The sequence below is a fragment of the Erythrobacter sp. AP23 genome (assembly GCF_001542855.1).
In the GTDB taxonomy this organism is placed as follows: Bacteria; Pseudomonadota; Alphaproteobacteria; order Sphingomonadales; family Sphingomonadaceae; genus Qipengyuania.
The window spans coordinates 96,237-115,996 of sequence record NZ_LNBY01000017.1 but is presented as its reverse complement, the minus strand read 5'-3'; the positions used below and the strand labels follow the sequence as shown (position 1 = coordinate 115,996).

Annotated in this window: 26 protein-coding genes and 1 tRNA gene; 11 read left to right on the top strand and 16 right to left on the bottom strand. The window is 63.8% G+C overall.

Annotation, left to right across the window (positions count from 1 at the left end; all coding sequences use genetic code 11):
- Position 1: 1 nt before the first annotated feature.
- From hslU to ASS64_RS10465, 3 genes are read right to left on the bottom strand one after another with little or no spacing between them, the layout of a single operon-like run.
- The gene (gene hslU / locus ASS64_RS10475; RefSeq protein WP_067693899.1) at positions 2-1,303 is read right to left on the bottom strand and encodes an ATP-dependent protease ATPase subunit HslU; all 1,302 of its coding nucleotides are present in this window, start codon (positions 1,301-1,303) and stop codon (positions 2-4) included.
- A gap of 4 nt (positions 1,304-1,307) precedes the next feature.
- A complete protein-coding gene (gene hslV, locus ASS64_RS10470) occupies positions 1,308-1,868 on the bottom strand; it encodes an ATP-dependent protease subunit HslV (protein WP_067693896.1) in 561 nt (186 codons plus the stop codon).
- 53 nt (positions 1,869-1,921) lie between these two features.
- Entirely contained in the window at positions 1,922-2,383 is a 462-nt protein-coding gene (locus ASS64_RS10465; protein WP_067693893.1) for an outer membrane protein assembly factor BamE, read from the bottom strand.
- A gap of 162 nt (positions 2,384-2,545) precedes the next feature.
- On the opposite strand from ASS64_RS10465, the gene ASS64_RS10460 reads away from it, so the two are divergent.
- Together ASS64_RS10460 and ASS64_RS10455 are read left to right on the top strand one after the other, a co-directional pair.
- Complete coding sequence (locus ASS64_RS10460; protein WP_067693890.1) at positions 2,546-3,061, top strand: ubiquinol-cytochrome C chaperone family protein; 516 nt, start codon at positions 2,546-2,548, stop codon at positions 3,059-3,061.
- Positions 3,058-3,594: a DUF177 domain-containing protein gene (locus ASS64_RS10455; protein ID WP_067693887.1), complete on the top strand. Its 537-nt coding sequence runs from the start codon at positions 3,058-3,060 to the stop codon at positions 3,592-3,594. The genes ASS64_RS10460 and ASS64_RS10455 overlap by 4 nt, the downstream gene beginning before the upstream one ends.
- A 35-nt stretch (positions 3,595-3,629) precedes the next feature.
- On the opposite strand, the gene ASS64_RS10450 is transcribed toward ASS64_RS10455, so the two are convergent.
- The 6 genes from ASS64_RS10450 to ASS64_RS10425 form a co-directional block, all read right to left on the bottom strand.
- A complete protein-coding gene (locus tag ASS64_RS10450; protein ID WP_067693883.1) occupies positions 3,630-4,142 on the bottom strand; it encodes an STM3941 family protein in 513 nt (170 codons plus the stop codon).
- Positions 4,143-4,246: 104 nt separating this feature from the next.
- A complete protein-coding gene (gene ssb / locus ASS64_RS10445; protein WP_067693881.1) occupies positions 4,247-4,774 on the bottom strand; it encodes a single-stranded DNA-binding protein in 528 nt (175 codons plus the stop codon).
- Positions 4,775-4,872: 98 nt separating this feature from the next.
- Complete coding sequence (locus ASS64_RS10440) at positions 4,873-6,735, bottom strand: ferrous iron transporter B (RefSeq protein ID WP_067693879.1); 1,863 nt, start codon at positions 6,733-6,735, stop codon at positions 4,873-4,875.
- Positions 6,732-6,971 (bottom strand): FeoA family protein, encoded by a 240-nt coding sequence (locus tag ASS64_RS10435; RefSeq protein ID WP_067693876.1) that lies wholly within the window; start codon positions 6,969-6,971, stop codon positions 6,732-6,734. Before ASS64_RS10435 ends, ASS64_RS10440 begins: the two co-directional genes overlap by 4 nt.
- 54 nt (positions 6,972-7,025) lie before the next feature.
- Positions 7,026-7,685 carry a COQ9 family protein gene (locus ASS64_RS10430; protein ID WP_067693873.1) on the bottom strand — a complete coding sequence of 220 codons (660 nt, stop codon included), beginning with the start codon at positions 7,683-7,685 and terminating at the stop codon, positions 7,026-7,028.
- Positions 7,686-7,688: 3 nt separating this feature from the next.
- A complete protein-coding gene (locus ASS64_RS10425; RefSeq protein WP_083508359.1) occupies positions 7,689-8,219 on the bottom strand; it encodes an ankyrin repeat domain-containing protein in 531 nt (176 codons plus the stop codon).
- Between the two features lie 144 nt (positions 8,220-8,363).
- Here ASS64_RS10425 and ASS64_RS10420 point away from each other — a divergent pair, with 144 nt between their 5' ends.
- The 7 genes from ASS64_RS10420 to ASS64_RS10390 are packed head-to-tail and all read left to right on the top strand — an operon-like array spanning position 8,364 to position 12,843.
- Entirely contained in the window at positions 8,364-8,963 is a 600-nt protein-coding gene (locus ASS64_RS10420) for an SCO family protein (RefSeq protein ID WP_067693866.1), read from the top strand.
- Entirely contained in the window at positions 8,951-9,421 is a 471-nt protein-coding gene (locus tag ASS64_RS10415; RefSeq protein WP_067693863.1) for a YcgN family cysteine cluster protein, read from the top strand. Before ASS64_RS10420 ends, ASS64_RS10415 begins: the two co-directional genes overlap by 13 nt.
- Positions 9,418-10,140 (top strand): M48 family metallopeptidase, encoded by a 723-nt coding sequence (locus tag ASS64_RS10410; RefSeq protein WP_067693860.1) that lies wholly within the window; start codon positions 9,418-9,420, stop codon positions 10,138-10,140. The genes ASS64_RS10415 and ASS64_RS10410 overlap by 4 nt, the downstream gene beginning before the upstream one ends.
- A gap of 43 nt (positions 10,141-10,183) precedes the next feature.
- On the top strand, positions 10,184-10,639 hold the full coding sequence (locus ASS64_RS10405) for a hypothetical protein (RefSeq protein ID WP_067693857.1): 456 nt from the start codon (positions 10,184-10,186) through the stop codon (positions 10,637-10,639).
- Complete coding sequence (gene ribD, locus ASS64_RS10400) at positions 10,620-11,597, top strand: bifunctional diaminohydroxyphosphoribosylaminopyrimidine deaminase/5-amino-6-(5-phosphoribosylamino)uracil reductase RibD (protein ID WP_067693854.1); 978 nt, start codon at positions 10,620-10,622, stop codon at positions 11,595-11,597. Before ASS64_RS10405 ends, ribD begins: the two co-directional genes overlap by 20 nt.
- A gap of 20 nt (positions 11,598-11,617) precedes the next feature.
- Entirely contained in the window at positions 11,618-12,235 is a 618-nt protein-coding gene (locus ASS64_RS10395) for a riboflavin synthase (RefSeq protein ID WP_067693851.1), read from the top strand.
- A 20-nt stretch (positions 12,236-12,255) separates the two neighbouring features.
- Positions 12,256-12,843, top strand: a complete 588-nt coding sequence (locus ASS64_RS10390) for a sulfite oxidase heme-binding subunit YedZ (protein ID WP_234002381.1) — start codon at positions 12,256-12,258, stop codon at positions 12,841-12,843.
- On the opposite strand, the gene ASS64_RS10385 is transcribed toward ASS64_RS10390, so the two are convergent.
- The 5 genes from ASS64_RS10385 to ASS64_RS10365 form a co-directional block, all read right to left on the bottom strand.
- Positions 12,828-13,340, bottom strand: a complete 513-nt coding sequence (locus ASS64_RS10385; RefSeq protein ID WP_067693849.1) for a hypothetical protein — start codon at positions 13,338-13,340, stop codon at positions 12,828-12,830. The genes ASS64_RS10390 and ASS64_RS10385 overlap by 16 nt on opposite strands.
- A gap of 133 nt (positions 13,341-13,473) precedes the next feature.
- Entirely contained in the window at positions 13,474-14,256 is a 783-nt protein-coding gene (locus tag ASS64_RS10380) for a DUF2189 domain-containing protein (RefSeq protein ID WP_067693846.1), read from the bottom strand.
- A gap of 250 nt (positions 14,257-14,506) precedes the next feature.
- Positions 14,507-15,046, bottom strand: coding sequence for a GNAT family N-acetyltransferase (locus ASS64_RS10375; protein WP_067693843.1), 540 nt, complete (start codon positions 15,044-15,046; stop codon positions 14,507-14,509).
- The gene (locus ASS64_RS10370) at positions 15,047-16,228 is read right to left on the bottom strand and encodes an aromatic amino acid transaminase (protein ID WP_067693839.1); all 1,182 of its coding nucleotides are present in this window, start codon (positions 16,226-16,228) and stop codon (positions 15,047-15,049) included.
- A 105-nt stretch (positions 16,229-16,333) separates the two neighbouring features.
- A complete protein-coding gene (locus tag ASS64_RS10365) occupies positions 16,334-17,122 on the bottom strand; it encodes a DUF1134 domain-containing protein (RefSeq protein WP_157075164.1) in 789 nt (262 codons plus the stop codon).
- 218 nt (positions 17,123-17,340) lie between these two features.
- On the opposite strand from ASS64_RS10365, the gene ASS64_RS10360 reads away from it, so the two are divergent.
- Positions 17,341-17,432: transfer RNA gene (locus ASS64_RS10360), tRNA-Ser, on the top strand.
- Between the two features lie 165 nt (positions 17,433-17,597).
- Positions 17,598-18,758, top strand: a complete 1,161-nt coding sequence (locus ASS64_RS10355) for a site-specific integrase (protein ID WP_067695175.1) — start codon at positions 17,598-17,600, stop codon at positions 18,756-18,758.
- A gap of 28 nt (positions 18,759-18,786) precedes the next feature.
- Here ASS64_RS10355 and ASS64_RS10350 read toward each other — a convergent pair whose 3' ends face one another.
- Together ASS64_RS10350 and ASS64_RS10345 are read right to left on the bottom strand one after the other, a co-directional pair.
- A complete protein-coding gene (locus ASS64_RS10350) occupies positions 18,787-19,035 on the bottom strand; it encodes an AlpA family transcriptional regulator (protein WP_369815370.1) in 249 nt (82 codons plus the stop codon).
- Positions 19,025-19,354 (bottom strand): hypothetical protein, encoded by a 330-nt coding sequence (locus ASS64_RS10345; protein WP_067693836.1) that lies wholly within the window; start codon positions 19,352-19,354, stop codon positions 19,025-19,027. Before ASS64_RS10345 ends, ASS64_RS10350 begins: the two co-directional genes overlap by 11 nt.
- Positions 19,355-19,760 lie beyond the last annotated feature (406 nt).

Sequence of the window (19,760 nt, the reverse complement as noted above, 5' to 3'; positions counted from 1 at the left end):
GCTAGAGAATATACTTGCTGAGGTCGGCGTCGCCGGCGAGCGTTTCGAGCCGCTCGCGCACATATGCCGCGTCGATCGTCACGGTCTCGCCGGTATGTTCCTCGGCTTCGAAGCTAATGTCTTCGAGCAGGCGTTCCATCACCGTTTGCAAGCGGCGAGCCCCGATATTCTCGACGGTCTCGTTCACCCGCGCCGCCAGCTTGGCGACTTCGGCGATCGCATCGTCGGTGAAGTCCAGCGTCACGTCTTCGGTACCGATCAGCGCTGTGTACTGTTCGACGAGGTTGGCGCGCGTCTCCTTGAGGATACGCACGAAGTCCTCCTCGGTCAGCGCGCGCAGTTCGACGCGGATCGGGAGGCGGCCCTGCAGTTCGGGCAGCATGTCGCTGGGCTTGGCGACGTGGAACGCGCCCGACGCGATGAAGAGCACGTGATCGGTCTTCATCGGGCCGTATTTCGTCGCCACCGTCGTGCCTTCGATCAGCGGCAGCAGATCGCGCTGCACGCCCTCGCGGCTGACGCTCCCGCCGCGGACGTCGGAAACCGCGATCTTGTCGATTTCGTCGAGGAAGACGATGCCGTTGGTCTCGGCATTTTCGAGCGCGACGCGATTGACGTCGTCCTGGTCCATCCGCTTTTCAGCTTCCTCGTCGACGAGGCGATCCCAGGCATCGGGCACTTTCAACTTGCGGCGTTTCATCGGGCTCTTGCCCATGGCCTTGCCGAGCATGTCGCTGAGGTCGATCATGCCGACGCCGCCGGGCATGCCGGGAATGTCCATCTGCTGGCCCGGCTGTTCGCGCACCTCGACCTCGACCTCGGTCTCGTTCATCGCATTCTCGACGATCCGCTGGCGGAACGCCTCGCGCGTCGCCTCGCTGGCATTGTCGCCAACCAGCGCCGTCAGCAGGCGTTCCATCGCCGCTTCGCTGGCGGCCTCCCGCACAGCCTCGCGACGACGCTCCTTCTCGAGACGGATTGCCTCTTCGGCAAGGTCGCGCGCGATCTGATCAACATCGCGGCCGACATAGCCGACTTCGGTGAACTTGGTCGCCTCGATCTTGATGAACGGCGCTTCGGCGAGCCTGGCCAGCCGGCGGCTGATCTCGGTCTTGCCGCAGCCGGTGGGACCGATCATCAGGATGTTCTTGGGCGTCACCTCGTCGCGCAGTTCGGGGCCGAGCCGCTGGCGACGCCAGCGATTGCGGAGCGCCACGGCAACCGCGCGCTTAGCGTCTTTCTGGCCGATGATGTGCTCGTCGAGCGCGGCGACGATCGCCTTGGGGGTCAAATTGTCCATCAAATCCTCAGACCGTTTCGACGGTCACATTGCCGTTGGTGAAGACGCAGACATCGGCGGCGACCGCCATCGCCTTGCGCGCAATGGTTTCGGCATCGTCTTCGTAATCGACCAGCGCCTTGGCCGCAGAAAGCGCGTAATTGCCGCCCGATCCGATCGCGGCAATGCCGCCTTCGGGTTCGAGCACGTCGCCGTTGCCGGTGAGGACCAGCAGGTTCTCCTTGTCGGCCACGATCATCAACGCTTCGAGATTGCGCAGGTACTTGTCCATGCGCCAATCCTTGGTCAGCTCCACCGCTGCGCGAAGGAGCTGGCCATTGTGCTGTTCGAGCTTGCGCTCGAGCCGTTCGAACAGGGTGAAGGCATCGGCGGTCGCACCCGCGAACCCGGCGACGACCTTACCCTCGTCGCCGATCCGGCGAACCTTCTTCGCATTGGGCTTCATCACCGTGTTGCCCATGGAGACCTGTCCGTCCCCGGCAATAATCGTCTTATCGCCGCGCTTGACGCCGATGATGGTGGTGGAATGCCACTGGGTCAGCCCGTGGCGATCGTCTTGTGAACTCATGCCGCGCGATATGGGGCGCGCGCGGCGGGGGTCAAGCCGTGCGCTTCAGCTGTTTACTGGCCCGGCCCAGCGGCGCCCGGCGCACCGACTGCGCCGATGTTGCCGAACAGATCTTCGAGGAAGGTCCGCTCGCGGCCGAGCGTCGGCGTCGCATCGCCATCGGGGCTCAGGTAGACGACCTTGTCGATCCCGGTCCGTTCGGCCGAGATCACATTGCCGGCCTCGTCGAATTTTACCGCCAGCACCGAATGTTCGCGGATGCGCGGGCGGACGAAGGGCCGGCGGCCGGTCGTGCTCGACACGTAATACCAGGTGGTCTGACCATACTGGCTTTCGAAGGTCGGGCGGCCCAACGTGCCTTCGACGCTGCGCTGGTTGTCGATCCCGGGCTGGACCGTCTGCAGCAAAGTTGCATCGACGATGTATCCGCGTGGTTCGCGGATCGAGGTGCAGCCGCTCACTGCAATGGCTGCCGCACCGATGGCGGCGAGGCCCAGAATTTTCGACCTGTTCATGGGAACAGCAAATCTCCGTCTGTCGGCAGGCGCTTGGCCGCGGGCGGCCCCCTGCCTATATGCTCGGGGAACGCCTTAATCCGAAAGCGTCGACCCATGCAACTCGGCAATGGGAAGCGCTTGGGGATCGCGGTTTGAATTGCCGCTGAACGGAGTATTCTCGTGTCCTTCCTGTCCCGCCTCTTCGGCACCCAGCCCGACCCGCGCGAAGAATGGCGCGCGCTATGGCATCGCACCGTCGCCGAAGCGCGCGATCCCGACTGGTATCGCATGTGCGGCGTCGCCGACAGCGTCGAGGGGCGGTACGACATGATCACGCTGGTTCTGACATTGGTCATGCTGCGACTTGAAGACGAAGGCGGAATGGACGCCAGCACCGCGCGGCTGACCGAATTGTTCGTCGAGGACATGGAAGGCCAGATGCGCGAGGCCGGCATCGGCGATCCCACCGTGGGCAAGAAGATCAATGCGCTGATGGAAAGCCTGAACGGGCGCATCGGCGCCTATCGCGAAGGCTTGCGCAGCGACCCCAAGGTGCTGGTCGATGCGGTGCGCCGCAACGTCACCATGGCGCAGCCGGACGAGGCCGAAGCGCTGGTCCAACGGATGGCCGCGCTCCACGCACGGCTCGAACGCACGACGATCGATCAGCTGCGCGCCGGAGAGATCGCTACATGAGCGCCCCAGAACTCAGCCGCCTGGTCAAGCCGCGCGCGCTACCGGCCGAGACAGTGGTGATCGAGGCCAGCGAAACCGAACGCGCCGCGCTGGCCGAACGATTCGCGGTGACCGCGATCCCCAAGCTGACCGCCAGGGTGGAATTCGACACGAAGGACGAGGCTGTGTTGGCCAATGGCACGCTGACCGCGACCATCTTACAACCCTGCGCGGTGACGCGCGAGGACCTGTCTTACGATGTCGAGGAACCCCTGGCGCTGCGCTTCGTACCCGCCGGGTCGGCGCCGGATTACGCACCGGACGAGGAGATCGAGCTCGACAGCGAGGATCTCGACGAGATCGAGTATGAGGGCGACAGTTTCGACCTGGGCGAAGCCATCGCGCAGACGCTGGCGCTCGCCATCGATCCCTACCGCGAAGGCCCCGGCGCCGACGAGATACGCCTGAAAGCCGGCATCACCAGCGACGAAGAACAAGCGCCGAGCGGCCCGCTGGCGGAAGCGCTGGCGAAGCTCAAAGGCGAGAGCGGCTAGCGTCCGCTAATGGGTGGGAAGCGGACACTAATAAGTCAGGTTGGGGCATTCCTATAAGAGGCTATCGCTGCCATCGCGCCATCATAACAGCGATTGGTGCCCGTCAGAGAAATGGCAACGTCGCCACCTGTCAGCATTCGATTTGCTCCCCTTAGTTTTGCGATCAGGCCTCTCCCGGGGAAGCGGCTCGGTTCGTTGAGGTGCAGAACAATGGTATCCTGCCCCTTGTAACTCCATGTGGTCACATCCGTTATCTCCGACCACGGGATGATATCGTCGGACCAGGGGGTCCACTGTATTCCTGAGGGACCGATCTGTAACTGCGGCCGGTCATCGAAGAATTTCTTGACGATGGCGAGGCCGCACAAACCGAAGAAAAGTATGCAGAGCCATCCAATGGCAATGTCGTAGGCGGCAGGACGTCTACTTGAGCTTGGGGCCTCACCGAACCCACCAATGAACCATATTCCAAGTGCGACGAAGCCAGCCGCGATTAGAAAAATCGCAGCCAGACGCCAACGAGAGTTATGTGCGACAAAATCCTGCATCACAGCGGTGATAAGCGTATTTTCTAACGTCCGCAATTGGGGTCGCTAGTGGACGCTCCCATCGGTTCAGTCCCGCCCACGCGGGGCTGAACACGGGGCGCGACTCAGAACGGGATGTCGTCGTCGAGATCGTCGTAGTTCGAACCGCCGCCCGAACCGCCGGAGCTGCCGCCCGACGATCCGCCACCGCCCTGGTTCCAGCCGCCGCCCTGGTCTCCGCCAGAACTGCCACCGTAATTGCCACTCCCGCCGCGGTTGCCGCCGCCCCCTGAACCGCCCTGGGCACCGTCGAGCATGGTCAGCGTGCCGTTGAGGCCGCGGATCACGACTTCGGTGGAATAGCGGTCGTTGCCCGACTGGTCCTGCCACTTGCGGGTCTGCAATTGGCCTTCGACATAGACCTTCGAACCCTTGCGCAGAAAGCGTTCGACCACGCCGACGAGGCCGTCGGAAAAGATCGCGACGCTGTGCCACTCGGTGCGTTCCTGGCGTTCGCCGGTGTTGCGATCCTTCCACGTTTCGGTGGTGGCGAGGCGCAAATTGGCGACGCGGCCGCCATTCTGGAAGCTGCGGATTTCCGGGTCTGCGCCCAGGTTCCCGATCAGCATGACTTTGTTGAGGCTTCCGGCCATCGAATCGTCCCTTTGTATCTGTTGGCGAAGGGCCTAACCGAGGCTTCGAGTCGCTTCTAGGGCCACGGTCGAGTTTCCACCATGGCGGAGCGAATTCGCTACAAGCCGAGCGCAGTCGCGATCCAGAAGGTCAGTCCGGCGAAAACATAGGCCAGCGCGAAGAGATAGCCGACCATGAAGGCGGGCCATTTCCAGCCATTGGTCTCGCGCCGGGCGACCGCGATCGTCGAAATGCATTGCGGTGCGAAGACGAACCAGGCGAGGAAGGCCAGCGCGGTGGGCAGGCTCCACAGCTCGGCGATCCGGTCGGTCACGCCCTCCGCGGCAAGGTCCTCGTCCTCGGCATCGACCGCATAGGTCGTGGCGAGCGCCGAGACGGCGACCTCGCGCGCGGCCATTGCGGGAACCAGGGCCAGGCTCATTTCGCGGTTGAAGCCGATCGGCTCGAGCACCGGATGCAGGCCATCGGCGATCATGCCAGCGACGCTCGCATCCATCTGGCTCTCGCCCGGCTCGGCCTTGGGGAAGCTCAGCATCAACCACAGCGCGATGGTGACGACGAAAATGATCGTGCCCGCACGGCGCAGGAACACCCAGGCGCGCTGCCACAGGCCGATGGCGAGATCCTTTATGCGCGGCAGCTGGTAGCGCGGCATTTCCATGATGAAACCGCTCGCCGCACCCTTGGCGACCGAATTGCGCAGCGCCAGGGCGACCGCCATCGCGCCGACGATGCCCGCAATATAGAGCGCGAAAAGCACCAGTCCCTGCAGCCCCACGCCGGGCCCGACCGTCGTTTCCGGAATGACCGCCGCGATGATCACCGCATAGACGGGCAAGCGTGCCGAGCAAGTCATCAGCGGAGCGACGAGAATGGTGGTGAGTCGATCCTTGGCATCGGGAATGCTGCGCGTGGCCATGATACCCGGGATGGCGCAGGCGAAGCTCGACAGCAGCGGGATGAAGCTCTTCCCCGAAAGACCCACGCCCGCCATCAGCCGATCCATCAGGAAGGCTGCCCGGGCCATGTAACCGCTCGCCTCCATCACCAGGATGAAGAAGAACAGGATGACGATCTGCGGCAGGAAAACGACCACGGAGCCGACGCCGGCCAGCACACCCTCGGTCAGGAAATCGCGGATGAAACCGGGCGCCAATGTGTCCGTGACGAGGCCCGAGATCGCGCCCACGCCGCCTTCGAGCGCATCGGCGAAAGGCGTTGCCCACGCGAACACCGCCTGAAAAATCACGAATAGCAGGCCGAACAGGATGACCGGCCCGATCCACGGATTGAGCAGCACGCGATCGATGCCGTTCTCGACCGTGTGGCGCGCCGACTTCGACAGGATCGCGCCCCGCGCCATGTGTTTTGCCGCCAGCCTGCGTTCGGGCAATGTGATGTGCCAGCGCTTGTGCGCCTCTTCGTCGGCGTGCCTTTCGGCTTCGGCGATGGCTGCGGCCAGTTCCGCCAGCCCCTTGCGACGCACCGCGACCGTCGGGACGACGGGAACCCCCAGCGCTTGGGAAAGCGCTTCGGCATCGAGCGTCAGCCCGTCCCGCTCGGCGAGATCGATCATGTTGAGGGCGACGACCGTCGGACGTCCCAGTTCGAGCACTTCCTGTGCGAAGACGAGATGCTGCTCGAGATTGGCTGCGTCGAGCACCAGCACGATCACGTCGGGCATCGCCTCGCCCTCGAATTCCCCGTGCACGACCTTGCGCGTGACTTCCTCGTCCGGGCTCGCGGCATCGAAACTGTAGGAGCCCGGCAAGTCGATCAGCTCGACGGGATCGCCGCCGGGCAAGAGCAGTCGCCCAGCCTTTCGTTCGACGGTAACGCCCGGGTAGTTGGCGATTTTCTGGCGCGCGCCGGTCAGCGCGTTGAACAGCGCCGATTTGCCGGCATTGGGGTTGCCGACGAGCGCCGCGATGCGCCCCTTTACCGGATCGTCGCGGCTCATGCGGCCTCGACCTCGATTGCGAGGGCATGCGACCGGCGCAAGGCGATGGTCATCCGCCCGATACGCACTGCGAGCGGGTCGCGCGTGCCGAAAATGCCGCGGTGGACAACCGCCACTTCGGCGCCCTCGTCCACGCCCAGCGCCTTGAGGCGCTTGCCCTCGTCCTCGGCCAGGGCAGCCCAGTCGACCGCGACGATGCGCGCAGTCTTGTCATGTTCGAAACCGTCGAGCGTCATGCGCGTCGCCCTGTCAGAAGTGGGCGCCAGTTGCAACTGGTTATCAATAGCGAGCTATCGCGCCGGGTAGCGCAGTCTTCCAAGGAAGCGCGAGACGCTGAAACTCTCGCGCTCGGAATTCAGCCACTTGGCCTTGGCCTTTTCGAACTTCATGACGCCGTCGATCCGGCGATCGAGAAAGGCTTTCGTATCCGCCTTGTCCTCGCTCTCGTCCTCGACGAAGACCGCGAGCGTCGCGCCGTAGATCGAGGCGAGGATCGCGCGCTTGGTATAGTGGTTGTAATCGGTCGCCGTATCGCCCGCGAGCCGCCATATCACATCGGCGCTGTGCCAGCCGGTCTTGAGCGCGCGCGCTGCATTCTGCGGCATGGCCATAATCGCGAGCGCGCGGCGCAGCGCCTCCTCAAGCCCAACGACCGCATCGAGCCGGTACTGGATAAGGCTGCGGATACGCTCGCGAATCTTCATTTCGGCGAGCTTTTCCGCCGGAAGGTCGAGCGCCATCTGCCGGTCGATGGTTTCGATCCAGGCGCAGATCATGCCCATCGCGCCTTCGTCCTTGAAGGCCAGGCGCGCAACGTCGCGATCGGCGCCGAGCTGATCGGCGGCCATGTCGAGCGCGGCATGGCTCCAGCCGTCGAATACGGCCGCCTCGGCAATGCCGGGGGCAAGCGCGAGCCGCAGCTCATCGAGCGTCAGGTCTTCGACATCCATCGCTCAGTTCGGCCCGTAGGTTTCGGTCTGCTCGCCGCGCTGGGCCTCGGCCCGCTCGATCTCCTCGAGCATGTCGGAGCGCGCGCCCATCAAGGTTGCGTAATCGCGTGCGGTCCGGCCCGAATTGTCGGCGCGGTCGGCGCTGGCCCCCTTCTCGATCAAGAGACGGACGAGCCCCCCGTCGCGCCGATGCACGGCGGAAATCAGCGGCGTTTCGCCGGTGCTGTTGGGCACGTCGACCTTTGCTCCGCGCTCCGCCAGGATTTCGACCCCTTCGACGAAACCGAGTTGCGCGGCAAGCTGGAGCGGCGTCGTACCGTTCTTGTCCGCAATGTCGGGATTGGCGCCCTTGGCGAGAAGGAAGCGCATCCACACCGCATCGCGCCTCTGCGTCACGATATGCAGCGCGGTCTCGCCGCTGGTGACGTCGCGCGTGTTGACGAGAATGCTACCCGGCTCGGAAAGGAATTGGGTGACCTCGTCGCCCTGACGCTTTTTTACCGCCTCGAGGAACTGATATCCGTCGCGCTGCATCTGCGCCTGCAGCGGAGTTGCGACAATCGCTCCTGCAAGCGTGAAGAGAAGAGAAAATTTCGCGAAACGCTTCACCGTCTGAAAGCCCCTATTATCCGCACATCAAAGACCGACACGCCCTTGCGGAGCGGCGCTTAGCAGACCATGAACCGTCAGACCATGCTACGCAAGATCGTCCCCCCTATCGCCGCCCTTGCCCTGCTGTCTGCTTGCGAGAGCGCGCCGCCACCCGAACCCCCGCTCGCCGGCGCCGCGATCGGGGACGAATTCACCTTGACCGGTGAAGACGGCACGCCGGTAAGCTGGAGCGATTTCGACGGGCAGTACCGCACGCTCTATTTCGGCTATACCTACTGCCCCGACGTGTGCCCGGTCGATACCCAGCGCGCGATGGCGGGGCTGAAGGCGTTCGAACAGGATAATCCGGAGCTCGGCGCGCAGATCCAGCCGCTTTTCATCAGCGTCGACCCGGCGCGCGACACGCCCGACGTGCTCGCCGAATTCACCGACAATTTCCACCCGCGCCTGATCGGTATGACCGGCACCAAGGAACAGATCGATACGGTCACCGATGCCTTTGCCGCGGCCTATACGATCGAGGAGCCCAACGAGGCGGGCGGTTACCTCGTCGGGCACACCAACATCACCTATCTGTTCGGTCCGGACGGTAATCCGCTGGCCATGCTTCCGACCGACGAGGGGCCTGTAGCGGTTGCTGCGGAACTGGAAAAATGGGTGCGCTGAGGGACCGCTTCTGGGAACGGCCGCTGGCCGACCTGAATCAGGACGAATGGGAAGCGCTGTGCGACGGATGCGGCCGATGCTGCCTGCATAAGGTCGAATATGAAGACACCGGCGAGATCGAGCATACCAATGTCGCGTGCAAGCTGCTCGACACGCAGACCGCGCGCTGCACCGATTACGCGCACCGCAAGGCCTTCGTGCCCGATTGCCTGCGTCTGACGCTCAGGATCGTCGACGACGTCACCTGGCTGCCGTCGACCTGCGCCTATCGCAGGCGGGCGGACGACCAGCCGCTCCCTCACTGGCATTACCTGCTGACCGGCGACCGCGAGGGTGTGGTGCGCGCCGGAGTATCGGTCGCGGGCCGGGTGATCGGCGAGGACGAGGCAGGGCCGCTAGAACACCATGTCGTCGACTGGGGCGACGGGGAATATGACGACGAGGAGGCGGCGGCATGATCGACTGGCTCCGCCGCGAAGCGCTGGAGCCGGTGATCGAGCTGGACGGACGCGAGCTACCGATCGAGCTGACCCGCAACCGCCGCGCCAAGCGCCTGACCTTGCGGATGGCGCCCGATGGCAGCGCGGTGCGCATCACCCTGCCGCATTGGTGCCGCAGCGTCGAGGCGATTGCCTTCGCCCATGCGCGCCGCGAATGGCTGGCCGCCGAACTCGCCAAGGTGCCCGAGCGGCGCGATCCGGTGCGCGAGGGCAAAGTGCTGTATCGCGGGGCCCCGATCACCGTGGACTGGCGCGAGGACGCACCGCGTAAGCCTTCCTTGTCGGGCGGAGCACTGTCGCTCGGCGGGCCGCAACATACGCTCGGCAAGCGGCTGCAACGCTGGCTCGAGGGCGAGGCGCGGCGGCTGTTCGCCGACGATGCGGCCCGGTATTGCGCGCGCGGCGAGCTCAAACCCGCCGAGGTCAGGCTGACCCGCGCGCGGCGCCGCTGGGGCAGCTGCTCCTCGGAAGGCGTGTTGCGACTCAATTGGCGGCTGGTCCAGGCGCCGGACCCCGTCCGTCGGTCGGTCGTCGCGCACGAAGTCGCGCATCTGGTTCATTTCGATCACTCGCCTGCTTTCCACGCGCTGCTCGAACGGCTCTACGAGGACGATATCGAGCAGGCCAATGGCTGGCTGAGCCGCCATGGCCGCGAGCTCTACGCCGCATTCGGGTAAGCGATACTGGCGCGGTTCATCGAAAGCCCCTATCTTGTGGGCCATGCGCTTCAAGACACGTTTCAATGCCAAGGCGGGGTTTGCCGATCTGTGGGATTATATCCGCGAACCGCGGCCCTATCGCTGGCCGCTGCTTGCAGTGTCTTTCGCAATCCCCCTCACCTCGCTGGCCGTGCTGTCGCAGGAATCGCATTTCCGCCCGCCCGACGCGCCCGAAGTGACCTATATCACCACCTTCGCCGAAGGGCGCAGCGACGAAGAAATCCGCCGCTCGAACATCGAGAACCAGCGGCGCAAGGAAGCGCGCGAGGCGGAAGCGGCGGAGTTGCAGCAGCGCAAGATCGAGGCCTACAAGGCGCTCGGCCGGGCGACCGGGCTCGATGTCGAGGCGATGGAGCGGCAGGCGGCGATCGACCGCGCACGTGAAGAGGCCGAGGCAGAAGCCCGGCAGCGCGAACTTTACCGGGCGGGCTCGGCGGTTGACGGCACCGGCGACTGACGCGCGCTGGCTGGAAGCGGCAGCGCGTCTGGCCACGCGCACGCGCCCGTCGAGCTATCCCAATCCGGGCGTAGGCTGCATCCTGGTCAAAGATGGTATCGTGGTCGGTCGCGGCTGGACTGCGCCCGGGGGGCGACCGCACGCCGAGGCGGTGGCCCTGGCGCAGGCAGGTGAGAGGGCACGCGGCGCGACCGCCTATGTCACGCTGGAGCCCTGCGCCCACCGCTCGGCACGCGGCCCGGCATGCAGCACGCTGCTGGTCGAGGCAGGCGTGGCACGTGTCGTCGCGGGCGTCGAAGATCCCGATCCAAGAACGGCAGGCGATGGCATGGCCCGCCTGCGTGAAGCGGGAATCGACGCCGATCTACTCCTCTTGCCCGCTGCCGAGGCGAGCCTGGCGGGATATCTGACCCGTGCCCGGTCCCAACGGCCCCATGTGACGATGAAAATCGCCATGTCGCTCGACGGGTGCATCGCCACGAGCAGCGGCGAAAGCCAATGGATCACCGGCGGGGCAGCGCGCGCGCATGTCCATTCGCGCCGCGCGATGGCCGATGCGATCGTGGTTGGCGGCGGAACGTGGCGTGCTGACAAACCGAAGCTCGATGTCCGCCTGCCCGGGCTCGAAGGATCCAGCCCGCAGCGCGTGGTGCTCACTCGCGGCGTGCCGCCCGACGGGGTGAAGGTCATCAACACACCCGAGCAGATCGCGGCGCTCGAGGCGCTTTATCTCTATGTCGAGGCGGGCGCTAACATTGCCGCCAGCTTCCTCGCCGCCGACCTCGTCGACCGGCTCGAAATCTATCGCGCGCCGATCGTTATCGGTGGCGGACGCGGGGCTGTGGGCGATATCGGCCTCGCAGTCCTCGCCGATGCGCGTGACCGCTGGGCCCTTGCCGAGCGTCGCCAGCTTGGCAGCGACAATTTCGAAGCCTACAGCCGCCTGCGCGAGAAATAGAGGGATAGCCAGGAGCACGCATGTTCACCGGGATCGTTACTGCCATCGGCACCATTGCCAGTATCGAGAACAAGGGCGATCTGCGCGTCGTCATCGCCTGTCCCTGGGATCCGGCCGGAATCGACATCGGCGCCTCGATCGCCTGTTCGGGCGTGTGCCTGACCGTGGTGGAAAAGGGCGGCGAGGAAGGCGATGCCTGGTTTGCGGTCGATGTGTCGGGCGAGACCGTGAGCCGCACCGCACAGGACCAGTGGCGCAAGGATCGCAGGCTCAACCTCGAGCCCGCGCTGCGGCTGGGCGACGAGCTCGGCGGACATCTCGTCACCGGGCATGTCGATGCGGTCGGCCGCGTCGCTCTGGCCGAAGACATCGGCGGATCGACCCGGCTCGAAATCCTCGCGGGCGAGGACATCGCCCCCTTTGTCGCGGAGAAAGGCTCGATCACCGTCGATGGCGTATCGCTGACGGTCAACGATGTAAGTGACGAGCCCAATGGTGATGTGCGCTTCGCACTCAACATCATCCCGCATACGGGCGAGGTGACCACCTTGGGCGATTTGTCCGAGGGCGATGCGGTCAATCTCGAGATCGACGTGCTCGCACGCTATCTCAGGCGGATGCAAAGCCTCGCCGCCTGACAGGAACCCCGGGGCGCGCAGTGCCGAAAATCCTCGTGAACTCCCGCCCGCTGCTGTGGCTCATACTTGCGCTGCCGGGGCTGTGGATCGGCTGGCGCTGGGCCATGACACCCGACGTCTATGGCTATGGTCATGCGATCGGCGATAGCGGCGACTGGGCGGCCTGGCTGCTGATGGCGACGATGGCGGTCACGCCGCTGCGGCTGATGTTCCGCCGCCAGCGGTGGACCGGCTGGCTCATGCGGCGGCGCCGCGATCTTGGCCTCGCCAGCTTCGCCTATGCCGCGGGGCACACGCTGATCTATCTGATACGCAAGGCATCGCCCGACCTCATCCTTGCCGAGTTGTCGACACCTTACATTTTCGTGGGCTGGATCGCGCTCGCGCTCTTCCTGCCGCTGGCGATCACCTCGAACGATATGTCGGTGCGACGGCTGAGGCGGTCATGGAAGAAACTGCACCGCCTCGTCTATCCGGCGGCTATCCTGACCTTCCTGCACTGGGTATGGTCGGCCTTCGATCCGACCACGGCCTGGATCCACGTAGGGGTCCTGGCCGCGATCGAGATCGTCAGGGTTTACCTGCAACGCCGTCAGAGAGTGACGTAGTTCTTGAACCGGGCGACTTCGGCTTCGTCGACATATTTGCCGATCTCGCGGTCGAAGTCACCCATGTCGGCATAGGGGCGGTATTCCTCGAACTCGTGCTCCATCTTCTCGGTCATGCCGGGGATGAGACGGAGTTCGTCCTTGCTCGCCGTGTTGAGGTTCACCGGCACGAAGACGCCCTCCAGCACAGCGGCGGCCTGTTCGGCGTCAAGCGTTTCGAGCAGCTTGGCGTTGAGGTCTGTGACGCTGGCATAGGGCTGTCCGGCAACGATGGCTGCCGCAAGCTCTTCGCTCACGCCTTCGACAGCGGCAAGCTCTTCGACGGTGGCGGTGCTGGCATCGAGCACGGCGCCGTCGGTGGCTGCAGCGTCAGCGGATCCGGTATCGGCAGGAACGGCAGCCTCACTCGTTTCGGTGGCGTCTTCGGTTCCGCCCGAGCAGGCCGAGAGAGTGAGCATGGTTCCCGAAAGGGCGGCGGCAAGTACCAGCTTACGCATAGAAATGGGTCCTTTTTTGATAAGCGTTCGCATTAGCAGGTCATTGGCGGATGGAAAGCGATTTCGACGCCGGGCCTCCCTCGCTCGCCTGCCACCGCAATTTCGCTTGCGACGTGCGGCGGGAAGCGCCGCGCTAGTCTTCGGGAGCGACAGTGCGACGATAGAGATGCCACGTGGCATGGCCCAAAACCGGCAGCACGACCAGCAATCCGAGAAATGCCGGAATCATCGCCACGAACAATGCGATCGCGACCAAGCCCGCCCAGAGCAGCAACACGCCGCGATTGGCGCGCATCGCGGCAAGGCTGGCGATGATCGCCGAAATGAAGTCTGTGTCCCGGTCTACCAGCATCGGCAGGCTGATCACGGTTACCGCGAAGAAAGCCAGCGCCAGGAGCCCGCCGACGATGCCGCCCACCAGCAACATCGCGAGGCCCGCGGACGTAAAGAATATCTCGAGCGAGTGGCTACCCACCCCCGATTCGGCGAGGAAGATGGCAAAGATCCCGTGAGCGAGGATCATCCAGAAGGAGAAAGCGACGAAGATGATGCCGCCCATCATCAGCAACTGGTCGTCGCCGCGGCCGCGCAAGGCGCCCAGTACCGGTCGCCAGCCGAGCGGCAGACCCGCCTCGCGGCGGCGGCTGACTTCGTAGAGACCGACCGCGGTAAACGGCGCGACGAGCGGAAAGCCAGCCGCCGCCACGATCAGCCACGCGGTACCGGCCGATCCCGCCAGCGCATAGGATAGCGCCCATCCAGCCACCACGTAGATCGCACCGAAGAAAAATCCGAACCGGGGATGGGCACGAAAATCCGCCCACCCTTTCGCAAGGCTCTGTAGCAGATCTGCCGCTGCCAGATCGTCGGCGACTGCCGGCTTTTGCGGCCCGGCATCGATATGCGCCTGTGCCATCGCTCTCTCCCTATCCTCTCGGCAACCATTGCTGCCGCAGGCTGGCGTGCACCGCAAGGGGTGGGATCGCAGCGACTTTCCTACTTGCCCGGGATTTGCTTGACGAACCGCGATGGCGCGAGGGTCTTTCCAGTCAGCAATGAGAACCGCTGCGGCCTCGCTCACCCAACCGCGTTTTTTTGCTCTGGACCGTGGTCCATGCGGTCCATGTCGCTGTACTTCCCTCGGGCAGTCCTACACCGGTCCAACATCACATGAGCGGGCCGTCGGCAAAGCTCTCTCGCGTAATCTCGTAGACCAGGTGGACGACGCGCTTGCCCTGGTATTTCTCCAGTTCGTAGCGGGTCGTGCGCTCTGCGCCGATCGCCTCAAGCGCATTGCGCGAGCGGTAATTGGTATCGCCGACGCGGAACTCGACCAGTGCGACGTGCGCGAAGGCATGGACCAGCATGGCGCGCTTCATTTCGGGATTGATGCCCTTGCCCCAGCACCGCGGCGCGAGGAAGGTCCAGCCGATTTCGACCACCCCGCCCTCGTCCGGGTCGTACCGATCAAAGCGGGTGGAGCCGAGGATGCCATCGTCGCGCCGGTCGACCACCGCCAGGGCGCCGCCGCTCGCCAGCGCGTCATCGAAGAAGGCATCGAACACCTCGCGCCGCCAGCGGTCGTGGATCGGGTGCTGTTCCCACACGGCAGGATCGGACGCGACTTCGTACAACGCCTCGCGGTCATCCTCGGTGAGCGGGCGCAATATCAGCCGCTCGGTCTCGAGAGTCGGCTGGCGGTCCACCTATCCGCTCGTGACGTCGGCCAGCGCGGCGATGAACTTCTCGGTATTGCCGGCGTGCAAGCCCGCCACGTTGATGCGGCCCGATCCGGCCATGTAGATGCCGTGATCCTCGCGCAGCCTGGCGATCTGATCCTTGGACAGCGGCAGCATGGCGAAGAGCCCGTTCTGCCCGCCCAGCGCGGCAAGGTTCAGGCCGGGTGCCTCGTTGTCCGCCGCTGCCAGCCGTTCGCGCACACGGCGCATGCGCGCCCGCATTTCGCCCAGTTCGTCGAGCCATTGCCTGGTCAGGTCCTCGTCGCGCAGGACGATGCGGACGGCGGCCCCGCCGTGGTCGGGCGGCATCGACCAGTTGGCCCGCGCCAGCGCATTGGCATTGGACGCGATCGCCGGCAGGTCCGCAGCGTCCTTCGCGACCATGTAGAAGGCCCCCACACGGTCGCGGTAGAGACCGAAGTTCTTGTCGCAGCTATAGGCCACCAGCGCCTCGGGCACCTTGGCGAGCACCTTGCGCACTCCCGCCACGTCTTCTTCGAGGCCGTGCCCCAGCCCGTGATAAGCCACGTCGAGGATCGGCAGGATGCCCTTGTCGGCAAGGGCATCGGCGATCCGATCCCACTGTTCGTCGGTGTAATCGACCCCGGTCGGGTTGTGGCAGCAGCCATGCAGCAGCACGGCATCGGTTTCGCGCGCATTGCCGATCGCAGCGAGCAATGCATCGATATCGGCGGTGCCGTCGTCCTTCGCATGGTCGAACGTGCTGGTTTCGACCCCCACGTCCTGCAGGATCTGCGCGTGGTTGGGCCAGCTCGGCACGCCGAGGTGGATGCGGGTTACACCGGCGGACTTGGCCAGCGCGACGGCAAGCCGAACCGCGCCGGTACCGCCGGGCGTCTGCATGCCTTCGAGCCGGCCACCCATCGCGGCATCCTTGCCGAAGATATAGGGCTTGAGCGCGTCGACGAAGCCGGTGTCGCCTTCGGGGCCGAGGTAGCTCTTGGACTCCTGGGCATCGACCAGCCGCTGTTCGGCAGCCTTGATCGCGCGAAAGACCGGCGTCGCGCCGTCATTGGTGCGATAGACGCCGACGCCGAGGTCGATCTTGTCCTCGCGCGGGTCCTGTGCGTGCATCTTGATAAGCGCGAGCAGCGCGTCGGGGGACTGGGCTTCGAGTTGGTCAAGCATGCCCGCCTCATCGCCGGATATGGAAAGGGCCGCAACAGGAAATCCTGTCGCGGCCCTGGAGCCATCCGGAATTCTGGTTGTGCGACCCGAAGCGCTCCTTTCGAGTTAGAACGGGAGCCAGCGCTGCTTCTTGGAAAACTTCATGTAACCGGCATTGATACCGAGCCTGAGCCCAGCGCCCATGCGGATAGGGATGAGCACGACGTCGCCCTTGCGCAGATAGCTCGCGGTGACGCCTCCGATGACATAGGCCTGGCCTTCGCCCGATGGATAGCGCTCGTAGAGTTCCTCGCTGTCGTAGAGGTTGTAGACCAGCACGAAGGTGCTGCCGGCATTCGCTCCGGCATCGAAACCGACCGACGGCCCGGTCCAGTATACCGGACGCTCGCCCTCGACCTTGTGGTAAAGCGTGCCCGATCCGTAACGCGCACCGACGATGAACGCGCCGCCCGCCTCGCGACCGACGATATAGGCGTTGGGTTCACCCTGCTCGGCCAGCAGCTTGCGGACCATCTTGGCGACGCCCTCGGCGCCCTTGCCGAAGACGCCCTCCGCCGCACCGATCAGGTCGTCCTCGCGATAGGTCGTGTCCGGATCGTCGACGGCGGCCGTATCGACCGCCTCGCTCGCCGCATCCTCCGCCGCCTGTTCGGACCATTGCGGCTGTTCGGGATAGGCGTCGGCGGGCGCCGCCGCATCGGGTTCGGCGGTATAGGTGGTGGCCTCCTCCGGCTCGCCATAGACCGGCTGGTCGCCGGGCTGCTCGACCAGATCGCCGTCGATGGCGGTATCGGGGTCGATCGTCTCGACCTGCGCCGCAAGCGGGCCGGCCATCATGCCGAATGCGGCGAGTGCGAAGCCGAATTGCGGCAGTTTGCGTGTGAACTTCATCATCGATCCCTCCGTGTCGGCGGCGCATGCGCAGACAGCTGCGCCACGAGAAGAATCCCCTTTGAGCGCCGCGGCAATGAAACGGCGATGAACCGAATCGAAAACGCGGCGAAGCGAGTCGCCGGGCGGCGTCATGCCCGCCGGAACCGTTGCAAAAACTCCCCTTGAAGGCACGCGGGGCCATGGCTATAGCGCGCCCCTCGCAGCCAAGATGCGTCAGCGGAGACGTGGGTGAGTGGCTGAAACCAGCTCCCTGCTAAGGAGCCATACCTGGTAACGGGTATCGAGGGTTCGAATCCCTCCGTCTCCGCCACCTATAACATCCCGTGATATCCTAAAAAGTCCCTGAAAGTCGTAGACCTCTGCGGTTTTTCGGGCTTGCTTTGGAATATTATGTTCTTATTATGTTCTAAATCTTCCCGCTATTTCTACGAAGAATTGTGGGAGCAGATGTGGGAGCGGAACGGAAAGGATGGAAATGGGAAAGCTCACCGCACTACAGATTCGAAACCTCAAGGAACCAGGGCGTTACGGAGATGGCGATGGGTTGGCGCTCGTCTTAACCGCCCCGAGCAAAGGCTACTGGGTACTCCGCAGCACAATCAAAGGCAGGCGTCGCGATATTGGGCTCGGGTCGCTTTCGCTCGTCACATTGAAGGAAGCGCGCGAGAACGCATTCGAGATGCGCCGCGATATCCAGCGCGGCATCGATCCAATTGCGGAAAGAAAGAAGCAGGAAATTGTAGTCCCGACATTCACCGATGCAGCGCGAACCGTTCACAAGGAGCAGAAGGCAGGCTGGAAGAATGGCAAGCACCAGAGCCAGTGGGTCACGACGTTGGAAAAATACGCTTTCCCAACGCTCGGCGATCGCCCGGTCAATGATATTGAAGGCCCACTGATCCGCGAATGCTTGCTTCCCATCTGGCTGGACAAGCCGGAGACCGCGCGCCGCGTAAAACAACGCATAGGTGTCGTTCTCGACTGGGCCTACGCCAATGGCATGCGCGAAACCGAGGCCCCCATGCGCTCGCTTGGTCGCGCGCTTCCGCGCCAACCCAAGCAGGATAGCCACTTTGCTGCGATGCCCTATGAAGAAATTCCAGCGTTCTTTGAACATCTCCACAAGCGCACAACCGTTGCCCGTCTCGCCCTAGAATTCCTCATCCTTTGCGCTTCCCGCTCTGGCGAAGTGCGGGGCGCCAAGTGGGCCGAGATCGACCTCAAGAACAGGCTCTGGACAGTACCTGCCGATCGGATTAAGGTCGGCAAGGAGCATGTCGTTCCGCTGACCGATGCGACGATAAATGTCTTGCAACGGGCACGTCCATTCTATGCCGAATGCAGCGACCTGATCTTTCCCGGGCGCGATGTCCTGCGCCCGATGTCGGATATGACGCTCTTGAAGATTCTCCGCTACGCCAAACTGCCCTTCACCGTGCACGGCTTCCGGTCGTCCTTCCGCGACTGGGCTGCTGAGCAAACCAGTTACCCGGGCGAGGTCGCAGAAGCGGCGCTTTCGCACACCGTGGCGAACAAGGTCGAGGCCGCTTATCGACGTACCAACTATCTCGATAAGCGCCGCGACCTGATGCGCGATTGGGCTGCCTTCTGCACCGGCAATGGCAGGCTCAATTGACCCACCTTGCGGCTGAGCCGGAGCATCATCACTTGCTCCGGCTCATCAACCACTGGTCGATCTCGTGCTCAATCCACGCGACCGAACGCGCTCCAAGATGGACAGGTTTGGGGAACCTCCCTTCGTCCATCCAACGATAGATGGTGGACCGGCCAAGGCCCGTTTTGTGCCGCACTTCCTTGATCCTCAAGACCCGTTTGATGTCCCTGTTGCGCAACACATTCTTGCCGCTCTCCGCGATAAACGGCATCGACAATTGCTCGATCTCATTCGCCATGATCGCCTCCCGCCGGACGGGGTGCGACAAGACCGAGGCGAGCGAGCCTGCGTTGATAGGCATCGACCACCCGCTCGCGTAGATCGGTTTCGGGATGGTACGTGAGCAACGCATCCAGCGCGACCGTGATGAAGATGTTCTGACGCACCGGATCGGTGGCAGGCGTGCGTAAGTCTGCCTCCATATCGCGCAGCCATGCATCGTGAATGCAATCGCCAACCACGATGCTGGAGCTGACCCCGCGTTCACGCGCTTGGGCCCTTATCCAGTCGTCAACTTGAGCGGTAACGTAAGTCTGTAAACAATGATTCCTTTTCATTTATCCAAGTCCTTTTGTTCAAAGAACCTGGCTCACCCTTGCGAAAGGCGACGACCAATGTAAGTCGCGGCCTGCCTGTAGGAAAATGAAAAGTTCGGCAGTGATTTCAACAGCCTGGATGTCTCTGACTTGCAACTGATTTGCGAATCCAAATCGTAAATCGCGTTCAAATTGGTTGATGCACGCCCCGAAAATGACGTCCAAAGCCATGATAATTAACAGGAAATCTCGGCGGCATCGCTGCGTCCGGTGTGCCTGTCAAGTTCCAATGTGCGTGGGTAGTACCAGTCACTTTTGAGGATAATTCAATGCATTGAATTTGAATGACTATTTTTAGAGCGAGAGCAATCGGGCATCCTACGGACAAAGTGAGATTTTATGCAAAAATTGGCTCTGGGCATTGCCT

Coding starts and splice junctions, on each gene's coding strand:
- hslV (WP_067693896.1), bottom strand. CDS start 1,868: ATGAGTTCACAAGACGATCGCCACGGGCTGACCCAGTGGCATTCCACC.
- ASS64_RS10465 (WP_067693893.1), bottom strand. CDS start 2,383: ATGAACAGGTCGAAAATTCTGGGCCTCGCCGCCATCGGTGCGGCAGCC.
- ASS64_RS10455 (WP_067693887.1), top strand. CDS start 3,058: ATGAGCGCCCCAGAACTCAGCCGCCTGGTCAAGCCGCGCGCGCTACCG.
- ASS64_RS10450 (WP_067693883.1), bottom strand. CDS start 4,142: ATGCAGGATTTTGTCGCACATAACTCTCGTTGGCGTCTGGCTGCGATT.
- ssb (WP_067693881.1), bottom strand. CDS start 4,774: ATGGCCGGAAGCCTCAACAAAGTCATGCTGATCGGGAACCTGGGCGCA.
- ASS64_RS10440 (WP_067693879.1), bottom strand. CDS start 6,735: ATGAGCCGCGACGATCCGGTAAAGGGGCGCATCGCGGCGCTCGTCGGC.
- ASS64_RS10435 (WP_067693876.1), bottom strand. CDS start 6,971: ATGACGCTCGACGGTTTCGAACATGACAAGACTGCGCGCATCGTCGCG.
- ASS64_RS10430 (WP_067693873.1), bottom strand. CDS start 7,685: ATGGATGTCGAAGACCTGACGCTCGATGAGCTGCGGCTCGCGCTTGCC.
- ASS64_RS10425 (WP_083508359.1), bottom strand. CDS start 8,219: ATGCAGCGCGACGGATATCAGTTCCTCGAGGCGGTAAAAAAGCGTCAG.
- ASS64_RS10420 (WP_067693866.1), top strand. CDS start 8,364: ATGAACCGTCAGACCATGCTACGCAAGATCGTCCCCCCTATCGCCGCC.
- ASS64_RS10415 (WP_067693863.1), top strand. CDS start 8,951: ATGGGTGCGCTGAGGGACCGCTTCTGGGAACGGCCGCTGGCCGACCTG.
- ASS64_RS10410 (WP_067693860.1), top strand. CDS start 9,418: ATGATCGACTGGCTCCGCCGCGAAGCGCTGGAGCCGGTGATCGAGCTG.
- ASS64_RS10405 (WP_067693857.1), top strand. CDS start 10,184: ATGCGCTTCAAGACACGTTTCAATGCCAAGGCGGGGTTTGCCGATCTG.
- ASS64_RS10395 (WP_067693851.1), top strand. CDS start 11,618: ATGTTCACCGGGATCGTTACTGCCATCGGCACCATTGCCAGTATCGAG.
- ASS64_RS10385 (WP_067693849.1), bottom strand. CDS start 13,340: ATGCGTAAGCTGGTACTTGCCGCCGCCCTTTCGGGAACCATGCTCACT.
- ASS64_RS10380 (WP_067693846.1), bottom strand. CDS start 14,256: ATGGCACAGGCGCATATCGATGCCGGGCCGCAAAAGCCGGCAGTCGCC.
- ASS64_RS10370 (WP_067693839.1), bottom strand. CDS start 16,228: ATGCTTGACCAACTCGAAGCCCAGTCCCCCGACGCGCTGCTCGCGCTT.
- ASS64_RS10365 (WP_157075164.1), bottom strand. CDS start 17,122: ATGATGAAGTTCACACGCAAACTGCCGCAATTCGGCTTCGCACTCGCC.
- ASS64_RS10355 (WP_067695175.1), top strand. CDS start 17,598: ATGGGAAAGCTCACCGCACTACAGATTCGAAACCTCAAGGAACCAGGG.
- ASS64_RS10350 (WP_369815370.1), bottom strand. CDS start 19,035: ATGGCGAATGAGATCGAGCAATTGTCGATGCCGTTTATCGCGGAGAGC.
- ASS64_RS10345 (WP_067693836.1), bottom strand. CDS start 19,354: ATGAAAAGGAATCATTGTTTACAGACTTACGTTACCGCTCAAGTTGAC.